We start from the raw sequence: 14,781 nt of genomic DNA, 5'->3' as shown, positions 1-14,781 counted from the left end.
GTCATCATATGATATGACAAGCCCGGCCGCCGGACGTCAACGTGAGGCCGTCAGGCCACCTTCTCCGCCGAGACCCCCGCCTCTGCCGCCGAGATCAGCCGCCCCTCGAACCACAGCGCTGCACAGATGGCGGACATGGCCCGCCCGTCATGGCCGACGCCGGCCACCGGCACCAGCTTCCAGTTGCAGGCCACGCCACGCCGCGCCGCCTCCGCCTGTCCGGCCGCCAGGTAGTTGTGCGCGCGGGCGAAGCGATGCGGCCCCTGCGCCAGCGCCGTGGGCTGGGAGGGGAGGGAGGGGCCATCCGTCTCGATATCCTGGTCGCCGGCCAGGATGGTCATCGGAAAGGCGAGCAGCGCCAGCAGCGCATCCTCCCCCAGCCCGATGCCACCCAGCCCCTCGGGGAAGGTCCTGTCCAGCGTCGGCAGGGTGTACCAGCCGGGGTTGCCGATGGTGGCGGCCTCCAGCCAGCCATGCGGCTGGGTCGAGAGCAGCCGGTGGCCGAACTGCCCGCCGGCGGAATGGCCGAACAGATGCGCCTTCTCGCGCGTGGTGACGCCGGCCTCGCGCAGCGCCTGGAAGACGCGCTGCGGGATGGCATAGCCCCAGCTTTCGGCCGGGCGCGGCTGGCCGAGATCATCCAGCACCAGGCCGTTGTTGTAGTGCTCGGCCTCCGGCCAGGCCTGCTTGCCATAGGTGGGGGCGACGATCAGCAGCCCGTGCTTCTCCGCCGCCGGAATCCAGAAGTCGCGATAGTCGTCGCCATTCCGCAGCATGCCGTGCTGCACGATCACCACCGGATTCTCCGGCCGGTGGCTGGCTGGGCGATAGCCATGCAGGGTCAGCGGCCGCGCCAGGTCGCAGGCGGCATCCGCCCAGGGGATGGCGCTGCGGCCGGTCTGGGCGAAGGCGAGGGCCAGGGGGGCCAAGGGGGGGCCGAGTGGCGGGCTCATTGCGGGCGGATCTCCTGCGCCAGGGTCTGCTGGTCCATCCGCCCGGCATAGGCCAGGCCGCGGCGGAAGGCCCAGACGGCGCTCTCGAAATGAATGGGCAGGATCGGCATTTCGGCCAGGCCGATGCGGCTGGCCTCGCGCAGCAGGCGGCCGCGTTCCGCATCCTCCATGGTGGTCAGCGCGGCGACCGCGGCGGCGTCGAAGGCGGCGTGGGACCAGTTGCCGTAATTGCTGCCGCCGATGCCACGCTCCCGGTCCGTGCTGGCCATCCAGGTGCGGAAGAACAGCAGCGTCTCCTCCGCGCTTGCCGCCCAGCCGCCCATCGGCGCGGAGAATTCGCGCCGGGCGCGGCGGCCGAAGAAGACGTTGGAGGGCATCGCATCCACCTCCGCCCGCACGCCGATGCGGCTGAGATACTGGCCGATGGCCTGGATCACGCGGGCATCATTGACGTAGCGGTTGTTGGTGGCGTGCAGGGTCAGGCTGAAGCCCTCGGCATAGCCAGCCTCGGCCAGCAGGGCGCGGGCGCGGGCCGGGTCGTAGGGCAGCACGGGCAGGCCGGGGATGGTGCCGAACATGCCCTCCGGCAGGAACTGCCCGGCGGGCAGGGCCAGGCCGTCCATGATCCGGCTGGCGATGGCGTTGCGGTCGATGGCGAGCGACAGCGCCTGGCGCACCCGCACATCCTGCAGCGGGTTCGGCGCGGCGCCGCCATTGACGAAGGGCGCCGGGTTGCGCTGGTCGAGCTGCAGGAAGATCAGCCGCGTGGTCGGCGCGATGGCCAGTCCGATGGCGGCGTTGTTGCGCAGGCGCGGGATGTCGCCGGTCGCTGGCGCCTCGACGATGTCATGGTCGCCGGCCAGCAGCCCGGCCAGCCGCGGCCCCGCCGCCGTCACGGGCTGCAGTCGGACCTCCGCCCAATGCGGCTTCGGGCCCCAATAGGCGTCGTGGCGCACCAGTTCCGTCACGCCGCTGCGGCCGAACTGGCGCATCCGGAAGGGGCCGGTGCCGATCGCGGCGGAGCCGTCATTGAACTGCGCGAGGCTCGGCCAGTGCTGGCCGTTGCCGGCGCAATTATCATCGAGGCTGAAGGCGATGGGCCGCGCCGGCACCAGCCCGGCCGGGATGATCCGCAGGCTCGACAGATCCGCCGGCAGCAGCGGTTCCGGCTGCCTTGTGCCGATGACGACCCGATGCGGCCCCTCCGCCTCCACCCGGTTCAGCCGCCGCACCATGGAGGAGTAGGAGACGGCAAGCTCGCCCGGATTGTTGAGCATGCGGCAGAAGGAGAACACCACATCGGCGGCGGTGAAATCCTGCCCGTTATGGAACTTCACCCCCTGCCGCAGGTCGAACACCCAGGTGGTGTCGTCGCGGCGCGACCAGGCGGTGGCGAGCGAGGGTTCCGCCTTCAGCCGCGCATCCAGCGCCACCAGGGATTCGAAGACATGGTTGTGCAGGGTGGAGTTGGGCGCCGCCGCATATTGCTGCGGATCGGCCGAGGTCGGCTCCGCCGCCATGCCGATGCGCAGCGTCTGCGCCCGTACCTCGCCCACACCCAGTGCCAGACAGGCGGCGCCTGCCAGGAGAATCCGCTTCATGCCGTGCATCCCTCAGCCGGCGGCAATCATGCCGCCGATGCACGTGGCGGCAAACCCGCTGGCCGCCGCCGTCGCGCTGTTGGGATTGGAACCGTCGGCGCTGCGGCGGCGGGCACCGCGTCAGGTCACCCGGAAGTTGCGGAACTGCCAGGGATCGGCCGCATCGACCTCCTCCGGGAACAGCACGCCGCGGCCCTCCAGCGGAGTCCATTCGGAATATTCGCCGACGACGTCGCCCAGATAGGGCGCGCAGATCTCCAGCACGCGGGCGTGGTCGATCTCATCGGATTCGACCACGCCCTGGCGCGGGTTCTCCATGGCCCAGATCACCCCGGCCAGCACCGCCGCCGTCACCTGCAGCGAGGTGGCGTTGTTGTGCGGGGCGGCGCGGCGCGCTTCTTCGATGGTCAGGCGGGAGCCGAACCAATAGGCGCCCTTGGCATGGCCCATCAGCAGCACGCCGAGCTCATCCATGCCCTTGGTGATCTCATCCGTCATCAGCCGCTTCTCCGGCTGCATCTCCCAGTTCTTGCCGGCGAGTTCGTGCACCGACAGCACCGCATCGTCGCAGGGGTGGTAGGCGTAGTGCGCGGTCGGGCGATAGGTCACGGCGCCGTCCGCATCGCGCAGCGTGTAGTAGTCGGCCAGCGAGATGCTCTCATTATGGGTGATGAGGAAGCCATGCATCGGCCCCTCCAGCGGCGTCCAGGTACGCACGCGGGTGGAAGCGCCGGGGCGCATCAGGTAGATCGCCGCATCGCAACCAAAGCCGTGGCGGTGGCCATCCGGCGGCAACGCCTTCTCATGACTGCCCCAGCCAAGTTCCGCCGGCTGGCAGCCCTCGCCGACGAAGCCATCGACCGACCAGGTGTTGACGAATTCGCCCGGCTTCTTCGGCGTGTCGCCGACCTGGGTGTCCCGTTCCGCGATGTGGATCACCTTCACGCCCAGCTTCGCCGCGATGCCGGCCCAGGCCGCGCGGTCGCTGGCCGGCGGCGGGTTGGCCACCGGCGCGCCGGTGTCGCGGGCGATGTTCAGCAGCGCCTGCTTGACGAAGTGGCTGACCAGCCCTGGGTTCGCACCATGTGCGGTGACCGAGGTGGGGCCGCCCTGCGCCGTCTCGCGCAGCGCGATCGCCGCCTCCCGCATCGCATAGTTGGAGCGCTGGGAAGGGGTTAGGGAGGTGTCGGTATAGCCACCGGCCCAGGGCTCCACCACCGTGTCCAGGTACAGCACGTCCAGCTTCTGGCAGAGCTTCATCAGCTCCACCGAGGACACGTCCACCGACAGGTTCAGCAGGAAGTCGCCCTTCGCCAGCAGCGGCGAGAGCAGGTCGGCAAAATTCTCGCGCGTCGCCGCCTGAAGGATGAAGCGGATGCCGTATTCGGCGGCCACTTCCTCGCCACGGGTTTCCGCGGTGACGATGGTGATGCGGTCGGCCGGGATGTCGATGTGCCGCAGGATCAGGGGCAGCACGCCCTGGCCGATGGAGCCGAAGCCCAGCATCACCAGGCGGCCGGAAAATTCTGCGTGCTTCATCGTCCAGGCACTCCGTTCAGGTTTCTCGGATGGAAGGCGGCCGCGCCGCCTTCCCGTCTTCAGATGGCCGGCCGTCAGGCCGCTTGCACGGCCTGCACATAGCCCGGGGTCTCCAGCAGAGGCAGGTCCGCCACCTCCACCACGCCGGCGCGGTCCATGCCGTTGAAGGCGGTGCGCAGGCAGGCGCCATAGGCACCGAGCTGGCCGACCTCGATCCAGTCGCCCTCCGCCACATCCGCGGGCAGCAGGAAGGGGCCTTCCATGCGGTCCGCCGTGTCGCAGGTGGGGCCGAAGAAGCTGAAGGGCACCGTCTCCGCCGTGCTGGCGGAACCGGGCCGGATCAGCTTCACCGGGAAGCGGAAGCCGGGCACGCCGGCATCGGACAGCGCGCCATAGACGCCGTCATTGATGAACAGCATGCCGTCGCGCCGCGCCTGCACCTGCACGACGATGGAGGCACCGCCCGCCACCAGTGCGCGGCCGGGCTCCGCCCACAGCTCCACCCCCGGCAGCGCCGCCTCGGCCATGGCCGTGGCGATGCTGTCCATGAAGGCCGACAGCGGCGGCGGGACGACATCCGGATAGGCCACCGGGAAGCCGCCGCCGACATCGAGCACCTCCACCGCCACGCCGGACTCCCGGATCACGGAAGCGGCCAGCGCGATGGCGCGGGCATAGGCGGATGGGTCCAGGCACTGCGAGCCGACATGGAAGGACACTCCGAGCTTGCCGGCATGGGAACGCGCCGCGCGCAGCAGCGCCACCGCTTCCGCCGGCTCCGCGCCGAATTTCCCGGAAAGGTCATACACGGCGCTGCCCTTCGGCAGGCCGAGGCGGACGATCAGGTTCAGACCCTGCCCGCCCGTCTCCTCCAGGATCTTCGCGAGCTCCGCCGTGGAATCCAGCACGAAGTCGCGCACGCCATGGGTCGCATAGGCCTCGCGGATCGCGCCGCGCGCCTTCACCGGGTGCATGAAGTGGATCACGGCTTCCGGGAACATGCTGCGGACCAGGCGCACTTCGCCAGCCGAGGCGCAGTCGAAATGGCGGAGGCCGCCGGCCCAGAGGGCGCGCAGCACGGTCGGGTCCGGGTTGCACTTCACGGCGTACATGGTGGTGCCCGGGAAGGCGGCCTGGAAGGTCGCGCCGGCCGCGCTGATGGTGGCCGGCCGCAGGCAGTGCAGCGGATCCTCCGGCCGCAGCGCCGCGACCACGCCGGCAACATTGCTCGGCAGGGCGGGGGCGGCGGGACGGCGGAGCGGCGCGACGGCGCCGCGGAAGCGGAACTCGGTCATGGCGGACTCCCTGAGGGCCGGGGTTTTGGCGTCCGATGACCGAAGGCCGTAGGGCCCGTAGGTCTGAATCGGTCGCCCCTGAATTTGGCCCGCCGCCGCGCCACGGGCCCTGGGGAGAGGGCGGGCGCGGCGGCGGGAAGGAGGGAACCGGGGCCGGATCGGCGCGCGTCCTTGGTTCGCCGCGCACGGCACGCCCGCCACCTTGCGGTGGGGAACGGGACGCGGGCGGCGGAAGCGTCGCCATTCCGGCGTCTCAGACCCTCGGGCCTGGACGGGCGGAATGCGGCGCTTCGGGCGCGGTCACGCGGTCAGTACGGGAGGAGTCCCGGCTTCGCGCGGCGGCGATCAGGCGACACAGGCGGTTCCCTCGAACCTTCCAGCCCTTGCGAGCTGGCGTGAACAAAGGACGCGTCCCGTCGTTGCTGTGCCCCGCTAGAGCAGGGCTCGCGGCACGTGCGATGGCGTCAGGGTCTGCGTGGCGAAGCAACAGGGCGTCGCCACGGCCGGATAAATAGCGGCGACCCCGGGGAAGTGCAAGAGGTTTTTTCGGGCATATTCGAAAACGTCGGGGGGGACTGCCTGCCGCTCCCGCGATCGGCCGGAAGCGTTTCAGCCGCGGCAGAGGTATTCCCAAACCATGCCGGCGGCCGCCAGGGCGGTGATCTCGGCATGGTCGTAGGCGGGCGCCACCTCCACCACGTCCATCCCGCGGAAATCCAAGCCCCCGAGCCGCCGCAGCACCGCCTGGGCCTGCCAGCTTGCCAGTCCGCCGATCTCCGGCGTGCCGGTGCCGGGGGCGAAGGCGGGGTCCAGCGCATCGATGTCGAAGGAGAGGTAGGCGGGGGCGGTGCCCAGCACCTCACGCACCTGCGCCGCCACCGCCTGCGGCCCGGCCTCATGGAATTGCTGCGCGGTCACCACCGTCACGCCCTGGCCCAGGGTCCAGTCCCAGACCTCCCGCTGCACCGGAGACCGGATGCCGAGCTGGATCATCCGCGCCGGGTCCACCAGGCCTTCCTTGATGGCGTGGTAGAAGACGGAGCCGTGCGCATAGGCCTGGCCGAAATTATCGGTCCAGGTGTCCACATGCGCGTCGAACACCAGCAGGCCGAGCGGCGCGCCCAGCTTCTTCCGCAGCGCCCGCAGCAAGGGCAGCGTCACGCCATGCTCGCCGCCGAGTGCCACCAGATGGTCGATGGCGGCCGCCTGCTGCTCGATCCGCGCCAGGCTGCCCTGGATGTCGCCCAAAGCCAGTTCGAAATCGCCGAGATCGGCCAGCGGCAGCTCTGCCGGGTCCACCCAGCTTCCCGGATGCGCCCCATCCACCAGCATGCGCGACGCCGCACGGATCGCCCGCGGTCCGTCCCGCGTGCCGGCGCGGTTGGTGGTGCCGATATCCATGGGAATGCCGGCGATGCCGGTGCCGCCCGAGGCATCCTGGCGGGTGACGCCGAGGAAGCCGGGCGGGGTGGCATAGGTGGGCGTTCCGGCCATGCGGCGACTCCTGTGGGGATGGACACTGGCCCCCATGGGCCGCAGGCTGGCGCGAATGACAAGCCAAACAAAAGCGACGTCCGGGGAGGATGCGACCGAGGATCCGGCAAGCGGGGACGGCACCGCCGCCGTCCGCTCCGTGCTGATGGCCGTGCGGGTGCTGGAGGCGATGGCCCTGGCCGGCGGCCCACTGCGCGTCTCGGACCTGGCGCGCCGCCTGGCGGAACCGAAGGGCCGCGTCCACCGCCATCTGGTCACGCTACGCCAGGCCGGCCTGGTGGCGCAGGAGGAAACGACGGAGCGCTACCACCTGACCTGGCGCATGTTCCAGATCGGCCAGGCAGCGGGCGAGCAGTTCGATCTGAAGCGCGTGGCGGAACCGGCCATGCACCGGCTGCGCGATGCGGTGGGGCAATCCGTGCTGCTGGCCGTGCCGACCGGCGGCGATCCGCTGGTGGTGCATGCGCTGGAGGCGCCGAACAAGGTGCTGATCTCGGTCCAGCCCGGCAACCGCCCGCCGGCGCATTGCTCCGCCCAGGGCCGCATCATGCTCGCCTTCGGCCCGGCCGAGGCGCTGGCCCGCACGCTGGGCGGGACGCTGGAGGCGCTGACGCCGCATTCGCTGACCGACCCCGGCCAGCTGCGCGACCGGCTGGAGCTGGTGCGCCAGCGCCTGTGGGAAACCGCGCCGTCCGAGGCGCTGCTCGGCATCAACCTGCTCGCGGCGCCGATCTTCGCGGCGGGGGAGGTGCTGGTCGGCTCGCTCGGCATCGTGGGCTCCGTGCAGTTCGTGCAGGACCCGCCCGATGCGGCGATGCTGGCGGCGCTGCATGAAGCCGCAGGCGAGATCAGCCTGCGGCTCGGCGCCGCGCGCTACGGCCCGCGCGCTTCCGGCGGCACGAAGTCGCGCCAGTAGCCGGGCCGGTCCGGCTGCACGCCGTAGCCGACTTGGCGGTCCGCGGCGAGGCCGATGAGGTCCTCCACGCTGCCGCCGGTGCGGGCGAGGTAGGCGTCGATCGCCGCCACCGCATCCCGCGCCACGGCGAAGCCGCCCGACATCACCGCGCTGGTCATCTCCACCGCCCGCGCGCCGGCCAGCAGGAAGCGCACCACATCCAGGCCATCCCGCGCGCCATTGGTGCCGAGCAGGGGGAAGTCCGGCCCCAGCTTCTTGCGTGCCTGCGCCAGCCAGCGGCAGGTCAGCGCCAGCGACCAGGGCCCGCCGATGGCACCGGCCGTGCCCAGCATCGGCGCGCGCGTCTCGATATCCGGCACCAGCGCCATGAAGCGGCCCATGACGATGACAGCATCCGCACCGCCATCGCGTGCGGCAGCGGCGAGCCCCGCCACATCCTCGCTCTGCCCGGTCAGCTTGATCCAGAGCGGGATGGCGACGGCGGCGCGCAGTCGCGCCGTGATCTCCCGCACCCGTCCTGCCGCGCGTTCCTGGATGATGGCGCCGGGCACCGCCTCGTCGCCATGCGGCGCGCCGATGTTCAGCTCCAGGATGCGGATGCCGGCGGCCTGGTACTGGCGCGCCAGGTCGCAGGCCACGTCGAGATTGGCCAGGATGATGGAGCCGATGACGTACTGCCCGGTCTTCGCGGCCTCTCGGTCCTGCGCCGCGGCCTCCGCGATCCAGTCGGCGCTGGCCGTCTGCTGCAGGCCGGAGCGGCCGAACAGCATGGCATCCTCCGGTGGTGTGAAATCCCAGGGCAGGGGCCGCCAGCGGCTGTCGAGCAGCACATGGTCGCTGCCATCGAGCTGGCGCTTTGCCGCCTCGCTTTCGTTGATCGACTTGGCGACCACGGCGCCGGCGCCCGTGGCGCGCGCGGCGGCCAGGCCGCCGGCCGTCATCACATGGTCGCCGGAGCCGATGATGACCGGGTTGTTCAGGGTGATGCCGCCGATGCGGACCGAGAGATCAGGCATATTCGGGCCTCGCCGGGGTGAAGACATCGAGGTTCAGCACCGGCTCATCCCCCACCACCACGCCGTGGTGCAGCGCATTCGGCGGCACCACGAGCAGGCCACCGGCCGACAGCCGGTGCACCGTGCCCTCGATGTGGAAGTCGATGGTGCCGGCCAGGATATAGACGATCTGTTCGAAATGGTGGCTGTGCGGCCGCGGCTCATGCCCCGGCATCAGCCTGTGCAGCGCCAGCGTCGCGCCATCCCCGGTGAAGCCCTTGCGCTCGACGCCTTCGCGCACCGGGGTCCAGGGGATGGTGTTCCAGTCGATGGTCGGGATCTTCATCGGGCGAGCCTCATCACGTCTTGATTCCAGCGGCCCAGGAAGTGGGCCGAGCGGCCGAATGGCCGCCGCCGCCCCTGCGGCGAGCCAGGCGCGCGGAGTGCGCGCCCGGCGCCTGAGGGCAGCTGATCACTGCCTCTCGATATTGGCCGCGCGGATCACGCGACCCCAGAGCGCGGTCTCGTCCACCAGCATTTGCCGCATCGCCTCGGGCGTGGTGGGGTTGGGTTCGACGGCCAGCGGCAACAGCCGGTCGCGCACCTCCGGCATCGCCAGCACGCGCCGCACTTCGGCGTTCAGCCGGTCGATCACCGGGCGCGGCGTGCCGCGCGGCGCGGCCATGGCATTCCAGGTGACGACATTATAGTCGGGCAGGCCGCTTTCGGCGACGGTCGGCACATCCGGCAGCACCGAGGCGCGGCGCGGCGAGGTCACCGCGAGCGCCCGCAGCCGCCCGCCGGAAATCTGCCCGAGCGTGGTCGCGGCCACCTCCATCGCGCCACCGATATCGCCCGTCGCCGTGGCGTTCAGCAGCTCGCCGGTGGTGCGATAGGTGACGACTTCCACCGGCAACTGCCCCATGGACTGGAACAGCGCGAGCGACAGGTGCAGCGCCGTGCCGACGCTGACCGAGCCCAGATTGATCTTGCCCGGTTGCGCCCGCGCCGCATTCATCAGGTCCTGCAAGGTCCGATAGGGCGAGGTGGCGCTGGTGACGATGATCTGCGGGAAGGACGCGATCTGGCTGACGAATTCGAAATCGTCGATCGGGTGATACGGCAATTGCCGGAACAGATGCGGCGCCGTGGCGGCGGTGGCCGTCACCAGCAGCAGCGTGTGGCCATCCGGTGCCGCGCGCGCCACCGTCTCCGTCGCCACGATGCCGCCGGCGGAGGGGCGGTTCTCGATCACCACCGGCTGGCCCAGCGCCTCGGACAGTTTCTGGCCGACCAGCCGCGCCGTCATGTCGCCGACGCCACCGGCGCCGAAGCCGACGACCCAGCGCAGCGGCCGGTTCGGGAAGTTCTCCTGCGCCAGGGCAGGAAGCGAGGCGCAGGCCATCAGGGCTGCGAGCAGGATGCGTTTCATGACGTGGCTCCCAGGAAGGGTCGGCTGCGGCCGATCTTGCGTTTCAGGAAATCCCAGCGAAGTCCGAGATTCTTCGGGTCGAGCAGAAAGCCCTTAGAATGCAGGGCCGCCGCGGGGTCGAGACGCTGCAAAGGCCCCGCGGCGGCGGCGCGAAGCTGCACATCGGCGGCCCATTCCAGCACCGTCATGCCGATGCAGGCCTCCGCCACATTGGCGCCGACCACCAGCGCGCCGTGGTTCTTCAGCAGCAGCCCGCGCCTTGCGCCGAGTGCGGCCGCGATGGCGTCGCCCTCCTCCGTTCCCAGCACGATGCCGTGGAATTCGTCGAACAGGGCGATGTCGTCGTGGAAGATGGCGCCGGTCTGGGTGATGGTCTCCAGCCCCATGCCGGCGCAGCCGAGCGCGACGCCCGCCTTGCCATGCGTGTGGATGATGCAGCGCACATCGGGCCGCGCGCGGTAGATGCGCGTGTGGATGTGCAGGGTGGGGTTCACGCGGCCCTCGCCGCGGATGGTGTCGAGGTTGAAATCCGCCTCGATCAATCCCTCGGCCCGGACCTCGTCGAAGCCGATGCCCCAGCGATGCGACCAGAAGCGATCCGCACCGGGCAGCCGCGCCGTCAGGTGGCCGGCGATGCCGCTCGCCTGACCATCCGCATCGAGAATGTGGTAGGCATGCAGCAGATCCTGCTTCAGCGCGGCCTCGGCTTCGCTCACGGCTTTCGCAGCCTGCGGGGTTGCGCCTGTGTTCCGAGCATTTTCTTGTTTCCTCCCCGAATTTCGCGTTCAGGTGGGGGGACCGTAGCCCCCGCCACCTGGCGTTTCCATCATCACCTCGTCGGCCGCCGCCATCGCCATTTTCTGCGATTTGTTGACCGGCTCGCCATTCACCAGGAAGCGGCCGGGCTTGCCGCCCTCGCCGCCTTCCAGCCCCTCCGGACCGAGTTCGGTGCGGCTGGCGACCACGTTGAGCAGCCAGGACTCCTTCGTGCGCATCCGGAAGCCGATGAACTGTCCGTCGCCACCGCGCTGCCGTCCGGCGCCGCCGGAGCCCGGCCGCAGTTCCTTGCGCGTGAAGACGATGGGCATGGCGGCTTCCAGCACTTCCACCGGCACGGCGGCGACGCCGGTCGGGTAGCAGGTGGCGTCCAGCCCTGGCTTGTCCCGCCGCGCGCCCATGCCGCCGGAGTAGTTGAACATCGACGAGGTGAAGGGCGTGCCGTCTTCCGCGCGGCCCTGGATCTGGATGGTCCAGACCGCGCCGGAGCCTTCCGCCAGCACGCGATCCGGCATCACCTGGTGCAGCGCCTTCAGCACGGGCATCGGCACATACATGCCCACCACATGCCGCGCATTGACCGGTGCCGGGTAGCGGCAGTTCACGATCGAGCCTTCCGGCGCCACGACCTTGACCGGCAGCAGCGAGCCGAAATTGTTCGGCAGGTCCGGGTCCAGGCAGGCGCGCACGGCGAAGTTGGCATAGGCCGCCGTGTAGTTCAGCACGACGTTGATGCCGATCGGCGCTTCCGGGCTGCTGCCGGCGAAATCGATGACCAGCTCCCCGGCCCGCGCATCCACGGTGACGGCCGTCTTCAGCGTGATTCGCGCACCGCCGGGCACGTCGAAGGTGCTTTCGCCGTGGTAGGTGCCGGGCTTCAGCTTGCGGATGCTTTCTCGAGTGGCCTGTTCCGAGCGGTTGAGAATCGCCTCAGCGAGAAGTTGAATGTCCTCCATGCCGGTCCGGTCACACAGCGCGTTCAGCCGTTCCGCGCCGACGCGTCCGGCCGCGACCTGTGCGGCCAGATCGCCGGAGACGTGTTCCGGCGTGCGCACGTTGCGGCGGATGATGCTGTGCAGCAGCGCGTTGGGCACGCCCTTCTCGTAGAGCTTGGCCAGCGGAATCCACAGGCCTTCCTCATGCACGTCGCGCGCCCCGGCGCCGACGCCGTAGCCGCCGATATCGGTGTGGTGGATGGTGCTGCCGAAGAAGCCGATGCAACGCTCAAGCCGGAACACCGGCGTCATCACCGTGATGTCGAAGAAATGCCCCGCGCTCAGCCAGGGGTCGTTGGTGATCAGCACATCGCCCGGATGCAGCGTATCCGGCGGGAATTCGTGCACGAAATGCTGGCCGGCGGCGGCCAGGCTGTTGATGTGGCCGGGCGTGCCCGTCACCGCCTGCGCCACCATGCGCCCCTGCCGGTCGAACAGCGCGGTGGCGAGGTCGCCGGCCTCCCGCACGATCGGGCTGAAGGCGATGCGCTGCAGCGCGCGGGCCTGTTCGGTGACCGTGGCGATCAGGCTCGACCACTGGATTTCCAGCGCGATGCCATCCAGCTTGCTCATGCCGCGCGCTCCGCCACCACGGCGCCGGTCGGATGCACGCGGGCCGTCCAGCCGCGCAGCACCACCAGCGTGGTTTCCCGTTCCTCGATGATCGCCGGGCCGGCGACCACCTGGCCCACCGCCAGCGCCGCGCGGTCATAGACCGGGACATCCGGCACGGCCTGTTCCACCGCCACGCGGCGCCGCGTGCGCGGGCTGGCCGCGGTGCCGCCCTCGGCCGGCGGCGGGCTGGCCTGCGGAATCGGGCCGCGCGCGGCAAGCCGCCAGGTCACCACCTCCACCGGCACCTCGGGCAGGGTGATGCCGTACAGCGCCTGGTAGGCGGCCTCGAAAGCCTGGCGCAGTGCGGCGGCGTCGCCGGATTCCAGCACGGCCAGCGGCAGCTCCGCCGTCACCTCGTTCTGCTGGCCGCGATACCGGCAATCCACCGCAAGCTCGAGCGTCGCATCCTCCGGCTTCACCCCGGCCTCGGCCAAAGCGGCGCGGCCTTCATGCGCCATGGCATCCACCAGCGCCCGCGTCGCCGGCCAGTCCAGCGTCGCCAGCGGCGAGAGGGCGGAGCGCACCAGATCCAGCCGAACCGGGGAGACCAGCGTGCCGAAGGCGGACAGCACGCTGGCCATCGGCGGGAACACCACCTGCGAGCATTCCAGCAGCTCCGCCACCCGGCAGGCATGCACCGGCCCGGCGCCGCCGAAGGCCAGCATGGGCAGGCCGCGCCAATCCAGCCCGCGATCCGTGGCATGGGCGCGGGCGGCGCCGGCCATCTGTTCGCACACCACCTCGAACACGCCACGCGCCGCCGTCACCGCATCGACGCCGAGTTTCTGGCCCAGCGCGCCGAGTGCCGCAGTGGCGCCTGCATGGTCCAGCTTCATGTCACCGCCCAGGAAGCGTTCGGCATCCAGCAGGCCGAGCACCACATCGGCATCCGTCACCGTCGGCTGCGTGCCGCCGCGGCCGTAGCAGACTGGGCCGGGTTCCGACCCCGCGCTGCGCGGCCCTACCTTCAGCAGGCCGAGATTGTCGATGCGCGCGATGGATCCGCCACCGGCGCCGATCTCGATCATGTCTACGGCGGGGATGGTGATGGGAAAGCCGCTGCCGGGCTTGAAGCGATAGCGGCGATCCACCTCGAACTCGCCGGCCACCAGCGGGCGGCGATCGAGGATCAGGCAGGCCTTGGCCGTGGTGCCGCCCATGTCGAAGGACAGCAGTTTTTCGAAGCCCATAACCTCGGCGAAATGCGCCGCGGCCAGCGCACCGGCGGCCGGGCCGCTTTCGATCATGCGCACGGGGAAACCACCCGCCACGCTGGTGCCGACGACGCCGCCATTGGACAGCATGATCAGCGGCCGGTTCGGGAAGCCGCGCCGCAGCAGCTCCGCCGACAGCGCCTCCAGATACGGCGCGACGATCGGTTGGGTATAGGCGTTCATCACGGTGGTGGAGGCGCGCGGATATTCGCGGATCTGCGGCGAGACCTCGGAGGACAGGGTCACCGCCATGCCCGGCGCCGCGGCCCGGATGGCATCCCGCGCCGCGCGTTCATGCGCGCCGTTGCGGTAGGCATTGAGCAGGCAGATGCCCACCGCCTGCACGCCCGCCGCATGCATGGCGCGGGCCACATTGGCCGCCTCCGCCGCATCCACCGGTTTCGCCACGCTGCCATCGGCCAGAATGCGTTCGTCCAGCGTGAAGACCAGCGCATCCGGCACCAGAGGATCGGGGAATTCGATCTGCGGGTCGAACATGTCGTAGCGATGCTCGTTGCGGATGCGCAGCACGTCGCGGAAGCCCTTGGTGGCGAGCAGAGCGGTCGGCGGGCCGCGGCGTTCGATCACGGCGTTGGTGACCAGGGTGGTGGCGTGCACCGTCACCTCCGTCACCGCCGACGCACCGACCCCGGCGCGCGACAGGGCCAGGTCCACGGCGCGGAAGAAGCCCTCCAGCAGGTTCTGGTGGGTGGTCAGCGTCTTGTCGGTGAAGGCGAGGCCGCTGCCATGCCGCAGCACCACATCGGTGAAGGTGCCGCCGATATCGACGGCCAGCGCGTAGCCCGTGCCCACGGCTACGGATCGCATGCTCGCGCTTCGCACATCATCCGGCACCACGATTTCCTTCCCTCATCCTGCGAGATGCGTGTCTCGCAATGCAGGACGACGTCCTTCTTGAGGAAAGGGTGCGCGCGAAAGCGCGGCGGCGTCAACC

Annotated in this window: 12 protein-coding genes; 1 reads left to right on the top strand and 11 read right to left on the bottom strand. The window is 70.4% G+C overall.

All coding sequences use genetic code 11. The features are described from left to right. Positions 1-50: 50 nt before the first annotated feature. From HB662_RS25260 to speB, 5 genes are all read right to left on the bottom strand, one after another. A complete protein-coding gene (locus HB662_RS25260) occupies positions 51-953 on the bottom strand; it encodes an alpha/beta hydrolase (RefSeq protein WP_168054179.1) in 903 nt (300 codons plus the stop codon). Next, positions 950-2,554: an ABC transporter substrate-binding protein gene (locus HB662_RS25255; protein ID WP_245185908.1), complete on the bottom strand. Its 1,605-nt coding sequence runs from the start codon at positions 2,552-2,554 to the stop codon at positions 950-952. Before HB662_RS25255 ends, HB662_RS25260 begins: the two co-directional genes overlap by 4 nt. 120 nt (positions 2,555-2,674) lie before the next feature. Next, on the bottom strand, positions 2,675-4,093 hold the full coding sequence (locus HB662_RS25250) for a homospermidine synthase (RefSeq protein ID WP_168054175.1): 1,419 nt from the start codon (positions 4,091-4,093) through the stop codon (positions 2,675-2,677). Between the two features lie 74 nt (positions 4,094-4,167). Further along, complete coding sequence (locus HB662_RS25245; RefSeq protein ID WP_168054173.1) at positions 4,168-5,388, bottom strand: type III PLP-dependent enzyme; 1,221 nt, start codon at positions 5,386-5,388, stop codon at positions 4,168-4,170. Positions 5,389-5,997: 609 nt separating this feature from the next. After that, positions 5,998-6,882, bottom strand: a complete 885-nt coding sequence (gene speB, locus HB662_RS25240) for an agmatinase (protein WP_168054171.1) — start codon at positions 6,880-6,882, stop codon at positions 5,998-6,000. Positions 6,883-6,937: 55 nt separating this feature from the next. Here speB and HB662_RS25235 point away from each other — a divergent pair, with 55 nt between their 5' ends. Continuing rightward, positions 6,938-7,798 (top strand): IclR family transcriptional regulator, encoded by an 861-nt coding sequence (locus HB662_RS25235; RefSeq protein WP_168054169.1) that lies wholly within the window; start codon positions 6,938-6,940, stop codon positions 7,796-7,798. On the opposite strand, the gene HB662_RS25230 is transcribed toward HB662_RS25235, so the two are convergent. From HB662_RS25230 to HB662_RS25205, 6 genes are all read right to left on the bottom strand, one after another. Continuing rightward, a complete protein-coding gene (locus HB662_RS25230) occupies positions 7,756-8,814 on the bottom strand; it encodes a beta/alpha barrel domain-containing protein (protein ID WP_168054167.1) in 1,059 nt (352 codons plus the stop codon). The two genes, HB662_RS25235 and HB662_RS25230, sit on opposite strands and share 43 nt — an antisense overlap. Then, complete coding sequence (locus tag HB662_RS25225; protein ID WP_168054165.1) at positions 8,807-9,139, bottom strand: cupin domain-containing protein; 333 nt, start codon at positions 9,137-9,139, stop codon at positions 8,807-8,809. The genes HB662_RS25230 and HB662_RS25225 overlap by 8 nt, the downstream gene beginning before the upstream one ends. A gap of 126 nt (positions 9,140-9,265) precedes the next feature. Beyond that, complete coding sequence (locus tag HB662_RS25220; RefSeq protein WP_168054163.1) at positions 9,266-10,225, bottom strand: Bug family tripartite tricarboxylate transporter substrate binding protein; 960 nt, start codon at positions 10,223-10,225, stop codon at positions 9,266-9,268. Then, positions 10,222-10,941 (bottom strand): class II aldolase/adducin family protein, encoded by a 720-nt coding sequence (locus HB662_RS25215; protein ID WP_168054161.1) that lies wholly within the window; start codon positions 10,939-10,941, stop codon positions 10,222-10,224. Before HB662_RS25215 ends, HB662_RS25220 begins: the two co-directional genes overlap by 4 nt. 69 nt (positions 10,942-11,010) lie before the next feature. After that, positions 11,011-12,570: a hydantoinase B/oxoprolinase family protein gene (locus HB662_RS25210; protein WP_168054159.1), complete on the bottom strand. Its 1,560-nt coding sequence runs from the start codon at positions 12,568-12,570 to the stop codon at positions 11,011-11,013. Beyond that, on the bottom strand, positions 12,567-14,654 hold the full coding sequence (locus HB662_RS25205; protein WP_168054157.1) for a hydantoinase/oxoprolinase family protein: 2,088 nt from the start codon (positions 14,652-14,654) through the stop codon (positions 12,567-12,569). Before HB662_RS25205 ends, HB662_RS25210 begins: the two co-directional genes overlap by 4 nt. Between the last annotated feature and the right edge of the window lie 127 nt (positions 14,655-14,781).

Source organism: Falsiroseomonas frigidaquae (assembly GCF_012163145.1).
Lineage (GTDB): Bacteria > Pseudomonadota > Alphaproteobacteria > Acetobacterales > Acetobacteraceae > Falsiroseomonas > Falsiroseomonas frigidaquae.
The sequence above is the reverse complement of the archived record's forward strand: the minus strand, read 5'-3'. Positions and strand labels throughout refer to the sequence as shown.

Coding starts and splice junctions, on each gene's coding strand:
- HB662_RS25260 (WP_168054179.1), bottom strand. CDS start 953: ATGAGCCCGCCACTCGGCCCCCCCTTGGCCCCCCTGGCCCTCGCCTTC.
- HB662_RS25220 (WP_168054163.1), bottom strand. CDS start 10,225: ATGAAACGCATCCTGCTCGCAGCCCTGATGGCCTGCGCCTCGCTTCCT.
- HB662_RS25235 (WP_168054169.1), top strand. CDS start 6,938: ATGACAAGCCAAACAAAAGCGACGTCCGGGGAGGATGCGACCGAGGAT.
- HB662_RS25210 (WP_168054159.1), bottom strand. CDS start 12,570: ATGAGCAAGCTGGATGGCATCGCGCTGGAAATCCAGTGGTCGAGCCTG.
- HB662_RS25225 (WP_168054165.1), bottom strand. CDS start 9,139: ATGAAGATCCCGACCATCGACTGGAACACCATCCCCTGGACCCCGGTG.
- HB662_RS25255 (WP_245185908.1), bottom strand. CDS start 2,554: ATGAAGCGGATTCTCCTGGCAGGCGCCGCCTGTCTGGCACTGGGTGTG.
- HB662_RS25245 (WP_168054173.1), bottom strand. CDS start 5,388: ATGACCGAGTTCCGCTTCCGCGGCGCCGTCGCGCCGCTCCGCCGTCCC.
- HB662_RS25250 (WP_168054175.1), bottom strand. CDS start 4,093: ATGAAGCACGCAGAATTTTCCGGCCGCCTGGTGATGCTGGGCTTCGGC.
- HB662_RS25205 (WP_168054157.1), bottom strand. CDS start 14,654: ATGCGATCCGTAGCCGTGGGCACGGGCTACGCGCTGGCCGTCGATATC.
- speB (WP_168054171.1), bottom strand. CDS start 6,882: ATGGCCGGAACGCCCACCTATGCCACCCCGCCCGGCTTCCTCGGCGTC.
- HB662_RS25230 (WP_168054167.1), bottom strand. CDS start 8,814: ATGCCTGATCTCTCGGTCCGCATCGGCGGCATCACCCTGAACAACCCG.